The following is an 18,262-nucleotide window of genomic DNA, read 5'->3' as shown; positions in this document are numbered from 1 at the left end:
CAAGACCGCAATGCTTGTCTGAGAGCTTTTTCAAATAAGGTAATTCCCTTATATGATCTATAAAATAGACGAAGACATCAATCGAAGGAACAAATGCTTAATATTGTACTTAGAGAACTTCACACTTCAGAAATCGATTTAATTTGGCAGCAGATTAGCCGCCGTGAATTGATCACTCAAATGTACGTTCAACAGGGGCAAGATTTAGGTTTAATTGATTGTTTTTATGATGTTGAAAATTGGGATGCTTATCATCTAGAAAATGATCCACCATTATTAAAACAAATCGGCCAACAAGGTGGATTATGTATCGGAGCATTTAACTCAGATCACCAGTTAGTTGGCGTACAAGTTGTTTCCAACCAAACGATCGTAGACTATCCAGACGCAAAATTATTGCAATATTTTTATGTCGATGCAGATCACCAAGGTCAAGGAGTTGGAGCACAATTGATGTATTCTGCTATAGCGTCAGCGAAACGATTGGATGCAAAACAACTCTATATTTCAGCAACACCAAGCAAACGTACTGTGGACTTTTACCTCAGACATGGTGCCAAATTATTAACACAAGCTGATCATCATTTATGGGAGTTAGAACCAGAAGATATTCACCTTATTTATTCAATATAAGCATTGATCAAAAATATCCTCTCTTGGCCTTTAAAGCAAAAGATAAACCAATTCATCATCAATACTTCTGTATATTATGCCTTTAAAATCAACACACCCCTACAACATATTTAAATTTATCAATTAGTTACCATATTTTTCACATGTATAAATAAACAATATCAATAAAAGCAATTGTTTGTTCCCCCTATTTTTGCCTACAATAGCCTATTCCAAACAAAAACCGTATTTTTAGGTAGCTGTCGCCATGACCTTTGTTGTCACTGAAAATTGTATTAAATGTAAATATCAAGATTGTGTTGAAGTTTGTCCTGTAGACTGTTTCTATGAAGGTCCAAACTTCCTTGTTATCAATCCAGATGAATGTATTGACTGTGCGTTATGTGAACCAGAATGTCCAGCAAATGCGATTTTCTCTGAAGATGAATTACCTGAAGGTCAAGAAGTCTTTATCGAGCTGAATGCTGAGTTATCTGAAAAATGGGCTGGCAACAACATTACTCAAATCGGCGAACAACCTGCTGATCGTGAAGAATGGAATGGCAAACCAAATAAATTGCAATATCTCGAAAAATAATTTAAAAAAAGGCCAGTTAATCTGGTCTTTTTTAATACTGGAATCACACATTTCTTTGCAATTGATCCATTATATGTGGGCTATTTTGCATTAAAATAATAAGCTTATAGATTGTGAATTACCGTTTATGTTGCAAAAAAGATTACAGGGCTTTTTATCATTCTTTATCGTCCCTGTGATGATGGTCGGTTGTGTGAGTTCAAAAACACAAGTAAATCAAGGTAAAAGAATTTATATTCCTCAGGAGCAGGTCACTCTAACACGTCCAGTTCCAGATAAAACCGAACCCACCTCTTATCGTCAATGGCTAGGACAAGGCGATAATTACGCACGTGTTCGCGAATACGAACAATATCTAGCTCGCAATCAAGTCGCACATATTATTCCAAGCTTTGAGTTATTACGTACCGCACGTGATTGGCAAAAGTGTGGTCGTTCTGAATACGCTGTTCCAAATCGTGAATTATGGGGCAACTCACTCTCTACATTACGTGTTTTTAAATACCTTATCTCAGCAAAAATCCTCACGGATTTTGAGGTGACTTCCGTGTATCGTGACCTCCCCTTAAATGAATGTGCTGGTGGAGCAAGTTCTTCACGACATTTATTTAATTCTGCAATCGATTTCCGCATAGGCCCTCAATATCCTCAACCACAGGATTATGCTTATATTGAACAAACGAAATTTAAGCTCTGTCAGTTTTGGGCACAACATGGTCAAAGTCTGAATCTCGGTATTGGACTCTATCGCTCAGGTCAAATCCATATCGATACACAAGGATATCGAACATGGGGACCTGATCTGAGTCGGAATAGCTCAATGTGTAATCTTTAACATCAGACCCAAAATTCAAAGAGATCATCTGATCTCTTTTTTCTTGCTGATTACAATGAATAATTCAGCAATCAAATTGCACTCTGAAGATAAATGTTTAAAATGCAGTTAACAGATTCAAAGGTAACATTGATTATGCAACAGTTGTGGACTGACATTGATGACTATATCAATTCGCATTTAATTCCCACAAATCCAAAACTTCAACACGCATTAGATAATACGGATACACAAGGATTCTCTAATCATTTGGCTGTTGCACCTAATCAAGGTATGTTTTTACAAATGTTGATTCAAATGAATCAGTGTAAACGGGTGTTAGAACTTGGGACTTTTGCGGCATATAGTACGATTTGGTTAGCGAAAGCTTTACCTAAAGATGGTTATTTATTAACAGTTGAAGGTCGAGACACTCATGTAATTATTGCGCAAGAAAATATCGATTTTGCCAATATGCCTACCAATATCGAGCTTAAAAAAGGGCGCGGCGCTGATGTGATGAATCAACTCATCGCTGAGAATAGTGAACCTTTTGACCTCATTTTTATCGATGCAGATAAACAAAGCTATCCTGAATATTTAGAACTTAGCTTACAGTTAGCCCATTCAGGTACGATACTTGTTCTCGATAATGTGATTCGTGCCGGTGACATCTTGGATGAAAACAATAAAAAACCAAGTATTGAAGGTATTCGTGGAACCTTTTCCGCACTCAAAAATCACCCGAAACTTTTATCATGTACAGCATTACAAACAGTTGGCTCTAAAGGGCATGATGGCTTTGCTATTGCTATCGTAAAATAGAGATTAAAAAACAACCTATTTAATTTAATTATTAAATATCAACAAATTATCTTTATCCAAAGTGCTTTTCCATATAGTTATCCACAGTATTTGCGGATAACTATATGGAGTAAAATGAATCACTTAGCGACAAGTAAGGGAACATTAGCATTACGGAAAATCGTTGTCGTAATACTACCCAAGAAAAACTGATGGATTTTACTATGGCTAAACGCACCTAATACGATTAACTGTATGTTATGTTCTCGTTGATATTCCAAAATATTTTGAGCAACATCGCCATAACGATAGATTGACATAACTTCTAAACCTGCATCAGTTAAGTATTTCTCAGGCTCAACCAACATTTCAGGATGATCACCGACATAGAGCAAATGACATTGCAGTTTTTTTAATAAATCACTCTGTGCAATGCGTTGCAACATTTTTTGGCAAGTTGGTGAATATTCATAAGCAAAAATGAAGCGTCTTGGGGGTTCAAAATGTTCACCCACCGTGATCACGGTACAATTTGCACCTCGGATAAAATTTTCAACATTGCTTCCGATCGGTTTATTCTTCTCAGCCGCACGTTCCCCAACACGCCCAATAATTACAACATCATTTTCATTCAGTAGGTTAAAGCTTTGTTCAAGGAAATCCCCCTTTTCTTGAATCTTACTACTGGTTATACCATACTGTTTTTCAATCAAATCAGAAATATGATTCAGTAAGTTATTACTATAATCCAGCGCTAATTCGCTTTGTTTCTGCTCTAATTCAGCCAGCTCTTTGAGCAGCATTGCGTTGCTCTCAAAACCAATAACACCGCTGATTTCACCTAAATGATAGCTTGCAGGATAATAATCCAAGATTTGCAACAGCACTAATTCCCTTTGCGTTTGCTTCGCAACCCATACCGCGGCCTCAGCAACAGCATCGATACAGGGTGAAGAATCAATACATGCAATTACGCGCTTCATGTTCGCCTCTCTTTAGGTTTAGCACCTTAGGTCTTTTACTTATTTTTAACTTAACACAGAAAAAAGCATGATGGGTTAAATTTATGTATCGAATCTCACAAGATTTTTAATGCTTTTTATTCAGTCCGATAGCGAATTAATTTCGCTGGATTCCCTGCCATAATCGCAAAATCAGCAACATCTTTAGTGACCATGCTATTCATTCCAATCACCGCATGATGACCTATTTTTATTCCATCTTTAATTCCAACGTGTGCACCCAACCATACATCTCGACCAACCTCAATTCCCTTCGACGTAACCGGTTGCTGATAAATGGCTCGATCCATTTCCATACCGTGATCAAATGCATATAAATGACTATAAGCTGCGATTCTAACTTGATCATGTAATTTAATTCCGGCACGCCCCCCATCCAAGATACAGTGGTGATTGATCGCCACTTCATTACCGATCTCTAATGGACCATGTAGAGTACAATCTGCCGCAATAAAAGTATTATCACCGATACTGATTTTCCTTCCTGGTTCAGCAAAAATATGAGCTAAAGGGGAAATAAAACAGTTCTTCCCGATTTCAACCGTTTCCATCTCCATCAAATAAGCTTGATATTCAGCTTGCCATACCTCAGCCCATTCACGATGCTTTGGTTTCAATGACCAATACAACCAAGGCATATAATTTAAGCGTTGCTTATGTTGCTCTCTATATTTTAGTAAAGGATCATTCATCACGTTGTTCTTCTATTATTTTTAATTGCTCACGTCCACGCGTAATATCCTGAAGCTTACTTTTTAAAGCATCAATTTGATGAATCTGCAAACGTGCTTCAACCAATACACCCGTTTCATTATAACTTTCCTGATAGTCAATCTGTTGTTGCGTTAATTCATATTGAAGGATTGCCCATTCATTAAACCAACAAGAAAATCGAATCTGCTTTTTCTGAATCAGCTCAATTTTTTCGGCTAGCATCAAGCATTGACCAGCACAACCGCCATAAGCACGAACTAACCCTCCCGTACCGAGTTTAATACCACCATACCAGCGATTTACCAATACGATCACATTGGTCAAATCGTTTCCTTCAATCGTCGCAAGAATTGGCCGTCCCGCTGTACCAGAAGGTTCTCCATCATCATTGAATCGAACATTGTGCCCGATCTTCCATGCCCAACATTGATGCGTCGTAGACAGATCCTTATTTTCTTCCAAAAATTTTTTAACTTGCTGCTCATTTTCAACAATTGCAGCAATCGCTTGAAAACGACTTTTTTTAATTTCTTCTTCAAAAGTTACCGAAGAGGCAATGGTGAAAGGCATAAAACTAAGATACAAACTTAAAATGTGATTATAACTGCTTCTACTGCAAATAAAAAACCTCGCCTAAGCGAGGTTTTAGATACAAAAAGAAGATTAACGTTCACGTAATGCTTCTTTCGCTTTATTAAATGGTTTCAACAGATAATCCAATACCGTTTTTTGCCCAGTACGAATATCAACGGTAGCAACCATACCTGGTGTGATACTAAATTCTTTACCTGCTTTATTATATAAACGATCAGAATCGGTACGAATATAAACGCGATAGTAGAATTGGTCTTGTTTCACTTCATCACGTATTGTATCTGGTGAGATTACCGTTACTTTACCTTCTAGACCACCATAAATGGCATAATCATAAGCTGTAATTTTAACCAAGGCCTCTTGGTTAGGACGAATAAAGGCAATATCTCGAGGGGAAATACGAGCTTCAATCAGCAACTTATCTTCTAAAGGAACAATGGTCATTAACTTACCATTTTGTGGTACGACTCCACCTAAAGTAGTCACATCAATTTCTTTTACAATACCGCGAACAGGTGCTCTAAAAACTGCACGCTGCAAGCTATCGGTTCGACCTTTGACAACTTGTTGCTGTGTTTGAATATCAGTATTGGCTTTTGATAGCTCCTCTCGTGCTTTCACATAGTATTGGTTTCGAATGTCATTAATTCTATTCTGTAAGTCATTGGCTTCACGTCTTAATCGAAGTACTTCAACTTCACTTGCTGCACCTTTAGCCACTAGTGGTTCTGTCATTGCCAACTCTTGCTGTACCAATTTCAGCGCTTGTTGATTACCAGAAATAGATTCTTCTAAATTTGCACGACGTGAATAATAAAGTGCTGTTTCCTCTTTCACCAGTTTTGGTTCTTTTAGCACCTCTTCTGGGAAAGTGAGTGCTGTACCGTTCACTTCTGCACGTAAACGTGCTGCTGTTGCCATAGCTGACATAAGCAAAGACTGTGATTCACCAACATTTGAAGCAAAACGAGTTGGATCTAACTGCGCTAAGATTTGTCCACTTTCAACAATATCCCCTTCCTTAACATCAAGTTTAGTTAAAATCCCTCCTTCAAGTGACTGAATAATCTGCTCTTTTGAAGATGGAATAACTTTACCTGTACCTGTAGAGACTTCTTCTAAACTAAATAGCCATGCCCAAACGAGCAGTACCACTAAACCAATCCCAATTAACCATACAATGATAGATGAACTCGGTAATTTTGGTTCTTTATAAGTCACATTCATGGGACGACTGCTAGTTTGTTCTTGATCACTCATGAATTTTCCTCTTTACACTGTTTTTTGTTTTACAGCTGATTGTTGTAATACTTTATCTGCTGGCCCATCCATGACGATTTTCCCATCATTCATGACAATAATACGGTCAACTAACTCCAGTACCGCACGTCGATGCGTTGCAACAATTAAAGTACGGTAACCCAACCAGCTTCTTAAATGATCAATCAATTGTTTTTCTGCGACATCATCAATCGCTGCTGTCGGTTCATCCAGTAATAAAATATTCGGCTGGCGAATAAGCAAACGTGCCAATAATAATGCTTGTCGTTGTCCGCCTGAAAAACCAACTCCACCTTCTAAAACTAAATGGTCCAATCCTTCTTTCTTTTCATGCACAAAACTTAATGCGCCTGTAACTTTTAGAGCTTTTAAAATATCCTCATCACGTGCTAATGGAGCACCCAAGGTCAGGTTTTCACGGATCGTACCGTAGAATAAATGCGCATTTTGATTTAATAATCCCATATCACGACGCACATCAGCAGGATCAATCAAGCTAATATCTAACTCATCAAGATGTACTGAACCTGAGTTTGGCATCTGCATCGCAGACAAGATTTGCAATAAAGTCGACTTACCGGCACCATTTCGACCCAAGATCGCAATACGCTCACCTGCACGAATTTTTAAATGCTGGATCATTAAACTTGGTCGAGGATCATCCTCGCCATATTGGAACACTACATTTTTAAGTTCGTAGTCACCGTGTAATACTTCTTTATGTACAAGATGCGCATGATCTGCCTGATCTACTGGACGCTGCATCAACTCATCCAAACTTTGTTTAGCAACTTTAGCTTGCTGCAAACGTCCCAATATGCCTGTAATTTGAGAAATAGGTGCCAACATACGCGATGACAAAATAGAACATGCGACCAATGCACCTGTGGTCATTTCACCTTCCATTACCGCGAAACATCCAACGAGAACCACAATCGCATAGGTAAGCCCTTGCAGTTTTTGTGTCCACGCCGTAAGAACCCCTACAATTTTACGTTGCTGCATACTAATATCTGCAGAAACTTCATTCATATGATTCCATTGATTTTGGAAACGAGATTCAGCACGTAACAGTTTAATATCTTCAATTCCCTGTACGGCCTCAACTAAAATTGCGTTACGAATTGAAGATTCACGCATACCTTCTTGTGCAAGTTTTGCTAGTTTTTTCTGCACTAAGATCCCAGGTAAAATCATTAAAGGAACAATCGCCAGCATCACCCAGAATAAGTTTCCACCAATGATTGCGAAGATAAATAAGAATAAGAAAAAGAATGGAAGATCAGCGATTGCACCCAAAGTTGTTGAAGTCACTAACTCGCGGACGCCCTCTAACTCTCGAATTTGGGAAATAAAGGTACCCGTGGATTTAGAACGTTCACTATTTTTGATTCTAAGTGCATGACCAAAGACACGATCCGATATCCGCAGATCTGCACGCTTCCCAATAATATCAGAGATATACACCCGTGAAATACGAAGTACAAACTCAAAAATCGCTGCAATCAACACACCACCAGCCAATACCCAAAGTGTTGGTATCGACTGGGATGGAACCACACGGTCATAAACTTGCATCGAAAACACGATCGTAGCTAAAGCTAATACGTTCGCAATCATGGACGCAAACATAATATCGATATAGCGTTTCCAATCACTTAAAACAATTGACCAAAACCAACTGGGCTCATATGGCTTAATATATTCATCAATACGGGCATCTGGAACTGATTTTTCTGGTCGTAAAATAAATACATTTTTAACAATATGTTTTAATGCACCTACTGCAAACTTTTGTGCTAATCCTTGATCACCACTCAGTTGAATACTGACATGCCCTGAGCCATCTGCTTTGTCAATTACACCAACTTGACCATCTGCTAACTCAACCAGAATTGGCAAACGCCAAGGGTTGATAACATCATTGCTAAACTTTACCCGTCGAATACTTAAACCAACTTGGCGACCAATCAAAGTCAAAACTTCATCAAGATTTTGATTTTGATTCCAATCCAATTGCAAACGAACACGCTCTTCTGATGGTTCAATTCGATAGTGCTTCGCAATGGTTAATATCGCCTGTAACCAAGGTTGGTAATCTATTTTTGTCATCATGGTTGCACCTCAAAACCTTGAATTTTTATATTATTCAGGTCATAGGCTTGGCGAGAACGGCCAGTGGCGGCAATATATTGGGCGATGCTGCTATAAATATCATAACGAGCCATTTCTACTTCTGAATTTGCGCTATGAATAGCTTGTTCAGCATTTAATAAATCGACAAGTGTACGAGTTCCCAGTTTATATTGTTCTTGATAAAGCTCTTTAGTCCGTACAGTCGTAGCTTGTTGTCCAGCTAAGACTTGCATTTGACGTTGCTTATTTTCAATTTGTTCTCGACTGGTTCTGATCTGATCCAATACTCTTAAATATACCGCATTTACTTGTGCTTTGGCTGCTTCCTCTGCAAAACTTGCAGCACGTAGTCTCGAAGTAGTGGCACCGCCTTGATAGAATTGGCTACTTGCCTCCAACATAATTGCACTATCAAAACCACCTCTCTTATCGTTATTCGGATTTCGTCCATGCAATGCTTGGCTGACCTCGCCCTTCACTGATAACGTTGGATAATTACTGACTTGAGTTTGTTTCTTTTGATTTTTTGCAACTTCAATACTTGCTTGAGCAGCAATCATTTGTGGAATCGTATTAAATGCAGGCTCTACATATAAATCTGATTGCTTAATAAAATCATCTGTAATTGCCCATTGCACATTACGCGCATCAAAACCTAACAAAGTATACAAGTGCTGTTGATATTGACTAAGTAACGATTGTTGTGCAATCAATGCTGACTGAGCTGATTGCACATAAGATTGGGCTTGTACAGGATCAGCCTGGCTACTAATACCCGCATTGGCACGTAAATTTGCCATTTCTTGAATACGTTTAATCCCAGCAATCTGCTGATTTGCAATCCTAATCAGTTTCTGTTGACGTTGAATATTAATAATGGTCTGTGCAACATCTAATGAAATATCATCAACTTTGACCAATACATTAGCCTGCTCCAGCATAAGCTTTGCTTCTTCTGTAGAAACGCCAGATTTGACTTTACCAAAGTCATATAACATCTGGGTCGCATTCAAAGCTAATATTTGCCGACCTCTTTCACCTTTTCGAGTCAAATCACCCGTATTCACACCACCAGATATTTGGGGATAGTAGCCAGCTTTGGCGACGTCAATATTTGCATTTTGAGCAGCAAGCGTTGCCAACGTTTGTGAAATTTCAGGATTACGCTGCACTGCAATTTGTATTGCATCTTTTAACGTTCTGTTTTGATTCTGCCATACGGCTGCAGGTGCCGATGTCTCAATTGGACGTCCAGATCCAACGACGGGCAATTCAGCCACAGTCGAGTTAACAGAGAAGTTACTCAACTTCTGCATATTCGCCGTTTTAAACTCATCATTACTCTTAGGTGAAAACAATTGAGATAAATTGTTTTTTAAAGAATGGTACTGTTCACTCGGTGTAGAGGCATGCGTAACTGACATAGACAAAGTTGCTATACAAAATAGCCACTTAATATCCATACATGTTTTACGTGTTCCCTCATCTATATCTTTATTAATACTCATATTCTTTTCATGTAATTATCGCCTAAAGCATCCTCATTCTACTCTTATTTTTGTAGAAAACACCACGTTTTAGATGCAAATTCAGCCAGTTATAAATGTTTATTTTTTGTAAATTAGTTCACACTTTTATAGATCATGTTTTTATAAAAAAAGAACCTAATCGGTTCTTTTTTAAAGTTACAACAATTTTACTCAGACCATAAAATCGTCGCCCAGATAAACTTTACGTACTTGTTCATTATCCAAGATTTCTTGCGGGGTTCCTTCGGCAATCACAGCCCCCTCACTGACAATATAAGCTTTCTCACAAATCGCCAACGTTTCACGGACATTATGATCAGTGATTAATACACCAATCCCTCTATCTTTAAGGGTTTGAATAATATCTTTAATATCGCCAACAGAAATCGGATCTACACCTGCAAATGGTTCATCCAATAGCATAAATTTCGGATCAGCAGCCAATGCGCGCGCAATTTCAGCACGGCGGCGTTCACCACCTGACACACTCATACCTAATGAATCTTTAATATGATTAATTTTAAAATCATTTAAAAGCTCATTTAAACGTTGCTGGCGTTGCTGCTTGTTTAAATCTTTCCGTGTTTCCAAAATTGCCATAATATTTTCGGCAATCGTGAGCTTTCTAAAGATTGAAGCTTCCTGTGGCAAATAACCAATTCCCTTACGAGCACGTTCATGCATTGCAAGATCGGATAAATCAAGATCATCTAAATGAATCTCACCTTTATCCATACGAACAAGCCCTACAACCATATAAAAGCTTGTCGTCTTGCCTGCACCATTCGGACCTAATAAGCCCACAATTTGCCCACTTTGCATGGTAAAAGAAACATCTTTAACCACCCAGCGTTTGCTATAGTTTTTTGCTAAATGCTTAATACATAAGGTTTGTGGTTGTTGCAACGATTGTTCCATTAATCACGCGCCCCTGGAAAACTTTTTGAACTTGATGGAGGGATAATAATTTGTACTCGATTAGAGGACGACCCTTGAGCTTCAACATCACCTTTATTCATACTGTATTTCAGGCTATCACCACGAATACTTGAGCCATCCTGATACAAGTAGGCGCGACCTGTCAAAGTAAGAATACCTGTATCAGCATTATAAACAATTTGTTGAGCCTCACCTCGGGCTAAACCCCGATTTGAATCAATTTGCTGTTGAAACTTTGCTGGTTGTCCTTTGGCAGTAATGGTCTGGATTTCTCTCTTGCTATTTAAAGTCGCAACAATCGAATCCGCTTGTAACTTCATCGTTCCCTGTTCAATCACGACATTACCTGTATACGTGGTAATACCTGTTTTATCATTATAAGTTGCGCGATCTGCAACCAACGTCAATTGTTGATTACGATCTGAAGGCAAAGCAAAACTTGATGCAGAAGACAAAGCAATGACTGCTATGCATGTGAATTGCTTTAAGAAAGTAAAACGATCATTTAAATTAAGAGTTTGGCGCATACTTTCCTCGAACTTTAAAAAACTCATATTGACCATCATTCAAATTTGCCTTTAAACCTTGACTGACAAACTCAGATGATGGAGATTGAACAATGACCTGATGTTGTGTCTCTAATTCTCTAGTTTTTGGATAACCTGTAATTTCATCCGTACGAAACTCCATGTTACCTTGATCAGATAGATTAGTTACGATGACATCTCCTGCCAATACGATTTTACGGTTATCATCATAACCATTCGCCTGTCGAGCCGAAAAAGTCGCATCCGCTTTCCCTTGCTTGTACATAACTGCGCTCAGTTGATCAATCTGAGAGGTTTTTTGCTGCATATCTTGCTGTAATTGCTTAATTTCAGCACGAACATACAAGTTCCCTTGCTCATCTGTTTGAGTTAAATGAACACCATGTGCTGAATAAGTCATATTCTTAGCAGCATCGACATCTAACTTTTTCGCTTTACCGCTAAAGTAATAAAAACCGCCGCTGACACTCGCAACGGCTATAGCGATAACATATAAAACTTTGGTATCCATAAACAGGGTTACCTAACCTTGAGCATATGAACTCTATACTTGTATTAATGTGGCACAGCAAGATATTTTTCAAGCAGTTCTTGGTAAACGCCTTTTGCCGTCAATAACATATCGCATACTTCTCGTACCGCTCCACGACCACCCATCGCCTGAGTGACGAGGTGCGCACGACGACGTACTTCTTCATGGCCATTTGGCACTGTGACACACATACCAGAGATTGAAAATGCAGATAAATCAGGCCAATCATCTCCCATATATAAACAATCTTCAGGGAGAATATTAAACTGAGCACATGCCTCTCTAAGCGCAACACCTTTATCTTCACGACCTTGAAAAACTAAGTCAACACCGAGGTCAGACATTCGTTTTTCAACAATATTACTCTTACGACCAGTAATGATAATAACTCTCATACCAGCCTTCTGGACTAATTTCATCCCTAAACCATCACGAATATCGAATGATTTAATTTCATCACCTGAATTAGTCAATGTCACAAAGCCATCGCTTAAGATCCCATCCACATCTAGCACTAAGGCTTGTAAATGACGTGCTTGTTCTTGTAAAGCATACGATGCCATGGCTTAATTTACTCCAGCTTCAATAAGATCGTGCATACTAATAACACCAATCACTTTTTTAGCATCATCAACAACAACGAATTGGTTAATTTTCTTCTCATGCATTTTTTCCAAGGCTTCTACTGCACGAGCTTCTTGAGAAATTGTAAGTGGATTTTCCGTCATCACATCCGATACGGCAGCAGTCACATCAAAGCCCTGTTGTCGATCAATCATCCGACGTAAGTCACCATCAGTAAAAATACCTAACAAAATATCTTGATCATCTACGATGGTAGTCAAACCTAAACGTTTATCAGAAATTTCGTATAACACTTTATTCATCGGTGTGTCTGGTTTTACTTTTGGTAATTCAGCGCCTGTATGCATTAAATGCTTTACATGTAACAACAATCGTTTACCCAAAGCACCTGCAGGATGTGAACGTGCAAAATCATCAGCGGTAAAGCCACGAGCCTCTAGTAATGCAACAGCTAAGGCATCACCCAAGACCAATGTAGCCGTGGTACTTGAGGTCGGGGCCAAACCTAAAGGACAAGCCTCATCTGCCGCACCTAAAGTTAAGGCAACATCCGCATTTTGTGGCATTGGCCCTTTATCATCACGACTGATCGTAATTAAAGGTACACCTAGATGCTTGATCAATGGCATGAGCATCATAATTTCATCACTCTTTCCAGAGTTTGAAATCGCGATCAGTACATCACCACGTACCAACATACCAAGATCACCATGACCAGCTTCGCCTGGATGCATGAAAAATGATGGCGTACCTGTAGATGCGAATGTCGCTGCCATTTTACGTCCGATATGACCTGATTTTCCCATACCTGTGACAACGACACGCCCTGAACATTGCAATAGAATTTCACAAGCACGATCAAAACGTTCATCGACTTGAGTTGCAAGCACTTCGATTGCTTGTTGTTCAATACGCAAAGTTTCCAATGCACTTTTCTGAAAATTTATAGCTTGTGACATGTGAGTCTGACTCAAAGTAATACTCTATCCACTTGATGATGGATGATTTTAATCGAAAGAATTGTGGAGATTCTAGCACAACTGTAAGTTATACACGTTTCCAAATGTATAAGTTTTCAAGGAAAATGGAGAGACATCTTTTCTCAAAACGAACAATCGTAAAAGATCAATCTACTCCTCACCGTCAAACTAATCTTTTTTCTCTAGACAACTTTATGAAAAATGATGCATACGTTATGATGTAACGCTAATTTTGTAGAGTGTTTGAAAACCCTTATGCAACCTTTTGTTTTATATAACTCTGAGCAACGTAAAAAAGTTGAATTTGTCCCACGTAAAGAAGGTCAAATCGATATCTATGTCTGTGGTATGACCGTATACGATTACTGTCATATTGGACATGCTCGCGTTATGGTTGCATTTGACTACATTATACGTTTCTTACGTAGCCAAGGCTGGAAAGTACGTTATATTCGTAATATCACCGATATTGACGACAAAATCATTGCTCGTGCAAACGAAAATGGTGAAAGTATTCAACAACTCACCGCACGTTTCATTGATGCAATGAATGAAGATGCTGCAAACTTGGGCTGTGTCGCACCTGATGAAGCACCAAAAGCAACAGAATATATCGATCAAATGCAAAACATGATCAGCACTTTAGTAGATAAAGGTGCTGCCTACCCTGCAAGCAATGGCGATGTATATTTTGAAGTAAGTAAATTTGAAAAATATGGTCGTTTATCTGGCCGTAAACTTGAAGATATGCAAGCAGGTGCTTCAGAACGAGTTGACGTCGAAGTCGACAAAAAACACCCATTTGACTTTGTACTCTGGAAACACGCAAAGGAAAATGAACCTGCTTGGGCATCACCTTGGGGGAATGGTCGTCCAGGTTGGCATATTGAATGCTCTGCAATGTCTACATGCTGCTTAGGCAATCATTTTGATATTCATGGTGGCGGCTCAGATTTAATGTTCCCTCATCATGAAAATGAAATTGCACAAAGTGAAGCAACAACTGACGAACAATATGTAAACTATTGGATGCACGTTGGTTTTATCAACGTCGATGGTGAGAAAATGTCTAAATCATTAGGCAACTTCTTTACGATTCGTGATGTGATGGAAAAATTCCATCCTGAAGTAATCCGTTACTTTATTGTTTCGTCACATTACCGTAGCCCAGTCAATTTCTCTGACGTTGCATTAAAAGAAGCCAAAACTGCGTTAAGCCGTTTCTATCATTCATTTAAAGCCTATCAACAAGTATATGGTCAAAAAACGGTTGAAGCTTTAGAACAAAATTTTGTTGAACGCTTTAATAATGCAATGTGTGATGATTTCAACACTGCAGAAGCAATGGCTGTTCTATTTGAACTGAATAAAGAGCTAAATCGTGCTGTGAAAGAAGAACAAGCTGAACAAGCAACTGTTCTTTATTCAACTCTACGTCACTTAACCCATATTCTTGGTCTAGTTCAACATAATGTGGATGACTTCCTTAAATCAGACATTGGTCAAGATGCCCTTGCCCTTTCTGATGCAGATATTGAGGATTTGATTCAACAACGCGTAGACGCAAAAAAAGCAAAAGACTTTGCTAAAGCTGATGGTATTCGCCAAGCCTTATTAGATCAAGGGATTGTTTTAGAAGATACACGTCAAGGAACAATCTGGCGACGTGCTGATTAATTCAACACTTAGCATTATAGAGAGTTGACAGTTTTATGAAACTCTCTATAATGCGACCATATTGCGGGAATAGCTCAGTTGGTAGAGCATAACCTTGCCAAGGTTGGGGTCGCGAGTTCGAGTCTCGTTTCCCGCTCCAAAATTCAAAAAGCCCTAATCTATGGATTAGGGCTTTTTTTATTAGAAACGAATTAAAAAAATATTAACACTCGATCAAAGCGACCCAATTTAACAACAGCAATTTGAAAAATTAAAATATCGAATATTTACCAAAGGTTAAATAAACTTACATTCTCCAACTACCCTTTCACGTTAAAAGCCCATAACTTAGGACACGGGTATTTCTCGTTATAAGGTTCAATTTAAAATGAAAAAATCAATTATAGCTCTATCTCTCGCTTCTGTTTTCTTAGTTGCATGTAGCAAAAACGACAACACAAAAAATGAGGAGCAAACACCAGTTACTGCTGCTAGCGAAGCTATTGCAGTGGATAATGCACATACTGCAGAAAACTCTTTAGACTGGAATGGCACCTACAAAGGCATATTACCTTGCGCTGATTGTGAAGGGATAGAAACAGAGCTTGAGTTAAACTCAGATAAAACCTACGAATTGAAAGAAACCTATCTTGGTAAAGGCGATGGTAAGCCATTTGAAAGCAAAGGTAACTTTACATTCAATAGTGCTAACACCTCAATTATCGAACTAGATCAAGCAGGTGATGGTCGTAAATACTTCGTTGCAGAAGGTTATTTGAAAGCACTTGATATTGAGGGCAAAGAAATCACTGGCGATTTAGCTGATAAATACGAACTAAAGAAAGAAGCTGAATAACACTGAATATCCAGCCTTTCGACAAAATATTAAATTTCTTTTAACAACAAAAAAACCCTGCATAAGCAGGGTTTTTTTGAATCAATCAGAAGCGATTAGCCACCGAATTGGTTCATAGTGTTTTTGCTAGCATCACCAGCTTTAAGTGCATTTTCACCAGCAAAGATTTCTTTGTGATCATCACCGATGTCTGAACCAGCCATTGCTTGGTGTTTAACACATGCGATACCACCGCGGATTTCTTTACGTTGTACGCCAGCAACATAAGCCAACATACCTTCTTCACCGAAGTAACCTTTAGCAAGCTCATGAGTAGAAAGAGCTGCTGTGTGGTAAGTAGGAAGAGTGATCAAGTGATGGAATACACCTGCTTCACGTGCAGCATCAGCTTGGAAAGTACGGATCTTTTCATCAGCATCAGCAGCTAATTCAGAGTTGTCGTACTCAGCGCTCATCAATTTAGCACGGTCGTAAGCAGAAACGTCTTTACCTTCAGCAACCCAACGATCGTAAGCTTGTTGACGGAAGTTTAACGTCCAGTTGAACGATGGAGAGTTGTTATAAACAAGTTTTGCATTTGGAACTTGTTTTTTGATGTCGTTTACGAAACCAGCGATACCGGCAACGTCTGGAGTTGGAGTTTCGATCCAGATCATGTCAGCGCCGTTTTGTAAGCTAGTTACACAGTCAAGTACAACGCGGTCGTGTTGAGTACCTTCACGGAACTGGTATAAGCCAGAAGCTAAACGAGTTGGACGATGTAATTTGCCATCACGCTTGATCAAGATTTCGTCATCAGAAGCTTCAGAAATATCGATTTCTTTAGTGTCTAAGTAGCTGATGTATTGAGAAGCTAAGTCGCCTTTCTCTTTAGATACAGGGATCTTTTGAGTTAAGTCAGCGCCTTCAGAGTCAGTACGTGCAACGATAACACCTTCATCAACACCAAGCTCAAGGAACGCGTAGCGAACAGCATTGATTTTAGCTAAGAAGTCTTCGTGTGGAACAGTTACTTTACCAGCTTGGTGACCACATTGTTTAGCGTCAGAAACTTGGTTTTCGATTTGGATTGCACAAGCACCCGCTTCGATCATTTGTTTAGTTAACAAATAAGTCGCTTCTTCGTTACCAAAACCAGCATCGATATCAGCGATGATTGGCACAACGTGAGATTCGAAGTTATCGATTTGAGAAATGATTTCAGTAGCTTTAGCAGAATCACCAGCAGCTTCAGCTTTTTGTAAAGCACGGAATAAATCGTTTAATTCTTTCGCATCAGCTTGACGTAAGAATGTGTAGATTTCTGCGATTAGTTTAGGCACAGAAGTTTTTTCGTGCATAGATTGGTCAGGAAGCGGACCAAATTCTGAACGAAGAGCAGCAACCATCCAACCAGAAAGGTAGATGTAACGTTTGTTTGTAGTACCGAAGTATTTTTTGTTCGCAATCATTTTTTGTTGCGCAATGAAACCATGCCAGCAACCTAATGATTGAGTATATTTGCTATTATCAGCGTCGTATTCAGCCATATCTTTACGCATGATAGCAGCTGTATATTTAGCGATGTCTAAACCAGTATGGAAACGGTTTTGAACCATCATACGAGCAGCATCTTCTGGGCGAATCGCACCCCATGTGCCACCTAATTTTTCTTTAACGGCACGAACGTGCTCTAAAGCTGATTGATATGTCATGATATTTTCCTTTAAGGGATTGGCATCGATTGGACGCTGAAAATCATGCTTCTAATGTCGGCGAGATTTCGAGCAATGCATCAATATGAACACAGCTTAGTCTTTGCCAAGGGATTAATCCAATATTCTAGCTTAATTTTCGGTATTTTCTTAAAAAATATATGAGGAGGCATTTTTCAACACCCTAAAAAAATACAAAATAAACCATTGTTTTTAAATTAATTTCAAAAATACAAAATCATGGTTTTTTAGCTAAATTTTCGCTATATTTTTTTATTTCAAAAGATTCTTAGTACGATATCCAAGCGAATAATTATACAAAACATGCTGAATTGGTGCTGAGTTTCCCCTCCATTTCTATAATAAGA

18 protein-coding genes and 1 tRNA gene are annotated in these 18,262 nt (G+C 38.7%); 7 read left to right on the top strand and 12 right to left on the bottom strand.

Features of this window, described 5'->3' with window-relative positions:
* Positions 1-93: 93 nt before the first annotated feature.
* The 4 genes from F2A31_RS05295 (at position 94) to F2A31_RS05280 (ending at position 2,849) form a co-directional block, all read left to right on the top strand.
* Positions 94-633: a GNAT family N-acetyltransferase gene (locus F2A31_RS05295; protein WP_150025500.1), complete on the top strand. Its 540-nt coding sequence runs from the start codon at positions 94-96 to the stop codon at positions 631-633.
* A 247-nt stretch (positions 634-880) separates the two neighbouring features.
* The gene (fdxA, locus tag F2A31_RS05290; RefSeq protein ID WP_004639922.1) at positions 881-1,210 is read left to right on the top strand and encodes a ferredoxin FdxA; all 330 of its coding nucleotides are present in this window, start codon (positions 881-883) and stop codon (positions 1,208-1,210) included.
* Positions 1,211-1,337: 127 nt separating this feature from the next.
* Positions 1,338-2,045 carry a M15 family metallopeptidase domain-containing protein gene (locus F2A31_RS05285; protein WP_150025499.1) on the top strand — a complete coding sequence of 236 codons (708 nt, stop codon included), beginning with the start codon at positions 1,338-1,340 and terminating at the stop codon, positions 2,043-2,045.
* Between the two features lie 135 nt (positions 2,046-2,180).
* Positions 2,181-2,849 (top strand): O-methyltransferase, encoded by a 669-nt coding sequence (locus F2A31_RS05280; RefSeq protein WP_150027676.1) that lies wholly within the window; start codon positions 2,181-2,183, stop codon positions 2,847-2,849.
* A 119-nt stretch (positions 2,850-2,968) separates the two neighbouring features.
* On the opposite strand, the gene F2A31_RS05275 is transcribed toward F2A31_RS05280, so the two are convergent.
* The 11 genes from F2A31_RS05275 to F2A31_RS05225 form a co-directional block, all read right to left on the bottom strand.
* The gene (locus F2A31_RS05275; protein WP_150025498.1) at positions 2,969-3,811 is read right to left on the bottom strand and encodes a universal stress protein; all 843 of its coding nucleotides are present in this window, start codon (positions 3,809-3,811) and stop codon (positions 2,969-2,971) included.
* Between the two features lie 116 nt (positions 3,812-3,927).
* Positions 3,928-4,542 carry an acyltransferase gene (locus F2A31_RS05270; protein WP_125316988.1) on the bottom strand — a complete coding sequence of 205 codons (615 nt, stop codon included), beginning with the start codon at positions 4,540-4,542 and terminating at the stop codon, positions 3,928-3,930.
* Positions 4,535-5,134 carry an IMPACT family protein gene (locus F2A31_RS05265; protein WP_150025497.1) on the bottom strand — a complete coding sequence of 200 codons (600 nt, stop codon included), beginning with the start codon at positions 5,132-5,134 and terminating at the stop codon, positions 4,535-4,537. Before F2A31_RS05265 ends, F2A31_RS05270 begins: the two co-directional genes overlap by 8 nt.
* Positions 5,135-5,227: 93 nt before the next feature.
* A complete protein-coding gene (locus F2A31_RS05260; protein ID WP_150025496.1) occupies positions 5,228-6,418 on the bottom strand; it encodes an HlyD family efflux transporter periplasmic adaptor subunit in 1,191 nt (396 codons plus the stop codon).
* Between the two features lie 12 nt (positions 6,419-6,430).
* The gene (locus tag F2A31_RS05255; protein WP_150025495.1) at positions 6,431-8,554 is read right to left on the bottom strand and encodes a type I secretion system permease/ATPase; all 2,124 of its coding nucleotides are present in this window, start codon (positions 8,552-8,554) and stop codon (positions 6,431-6,433) included.
* A complete protein-coding gene (locus F2A31_RS05250) occupies positions 8,551-10,083 on the bottom strand; it encodes a TolC family outer membrane protein (protein WP_150025494.1) in 1,533 nt (510 codons plus the stop codon). Before F2A31_RS05250 ends, F2A31_RS05255 begins: the two co-directional genes overlap by 4 nt.
* A 192-nt stretch (positions 10,084-10,275) precedes the next feature.
* Positions 10,276-11,022 (bottom strand): LPS export ABC transporter ATP-binding protein, encoded by a 747-nt coding sequence (gene lptB / locus F2A31_RS05245; protein ID WP_150025493.1) that lies wholly within the window; start codon positions 11,020-11,022, stop codon positions 10,276-10,278.
* The gene (gene lptA / locus F2A31_RS05240) at positions 11,022-11,570 is read right to left on the bottom strand and encodes a lipopolysaccharide transport periplasmic protein LptA (protein ID WP_150025492.1); all 549 of its coding nucleotides are present in this window, start codon (positions 11,568-11,570) and stop codon (positions 11,022-11,024) included. Before lptA ends, lptB begins: the two co-directional genes overlap by 1 nt.
* Positions 11,554-12,102, bottom strand: a complete 549-nt coding sequence (gene lptC, locus F2A31_RS05235; RefSeq protein ID WP_150025491.1) for an LPS export ABC transporter periplasmic protein LptC — start codon at positions 12,100-12,102, stop codon at positions 11,554-11,556. The genes lptA and lptC overlap by 17 nt, the downstream gene beginning before the upstream one ends.
* Positions 12,103-12,146: 44 nt before the next feature.
* Positions 12,147-12,686 carry a KdsC family phosphatase gene (locus F2A31_RS05230; protein ID WP_150025490.1) on the bottom strand — a complete coding sequence of 180 codons (540 nt, stop codon included), beginning with the start codon at positions 12,684-12,686 and terminating at the stop codon, positions 12,147-12,149.
* Positions 12,687-12,689: 3 nt separating this feature from the next.
* Complete coding sequence (locus tag F2A31_RS05225; protein WP_004639948.1) at positions 12,690-13,667, bottom strand: KpsF/GutQ family sugar-phosphate isomerase; 978 nt, start codon at positions 13,665-13,667, stop codon at positions 12,690-12,692.
* A 276-nt stretch (positions 13,668-13,943) separates the two neighbouring features.
* On the opposite strand from F2A31_RS05225, the gene cysS reads away from it, so the two are divergent.
* From cysS to F2A31_RS05210, 3 genes are all read left to right on the top strand, one after another.
* Positions 13,944-15,365, top strand: a complete 1,422-nt coding sequence (cysS, locus tag F2A31_RS05220; protein WP_150025489.1) for a cysteine--tRNA ligase — start codon at positions 13,944-13,946, stop codon at positions 15,363-15,365.
* Between the two features lie 63 nt (positions 15,366-15,428).
* Positions 15,429-15,504: transfer RNA gene (locus F2A31_RS05215), tRNA-Gly, on the top strand.
* 228 nt (positions 15,505-15,732) lie between these two features.
* Entirely contained in the window at positions 15,733-16,200 is a 468-nt protein-coding gene (locus F2A31_RS05210; RefSeq protein ID WP_150025488.1) for a copper resistance protein NlpE, read from the top strand.
* Positions 16,201-16,295: 95 nt separating this feature from the next.
* Here F2A31_RS05210 and F2A31_RS05205 read toward each other — a convergent pair whose 3' ends face one another.
* Positions 16,296-17,897: an isocitrate lyase gene (locus F2A31_RS05205; protein ID WP_150025487.1), complete on the bottom strand. Its 1,602-nt coding sequence runs from the start codon at positions 17,895-17,897 to the stop codon at positions 16,296-16,298.
* Positions 17,898-18,262: the final 365 nt, after the last annotated feature.

The organism is Acinetobacter suaedae, from assembly GCF_008630915.1.
GTDB lineage: Bacteria > Pseudomonadota > Gammaproteobacteria > Pseudomonadales > Moraxellaceae > Acinetobacter > Acinetobacter suaedae.
The sequence above is the reverse complement of the archived record's forward strand: the minus strand, read 5'-3'. Positions and strand labels throughout refer to the sequence as shown.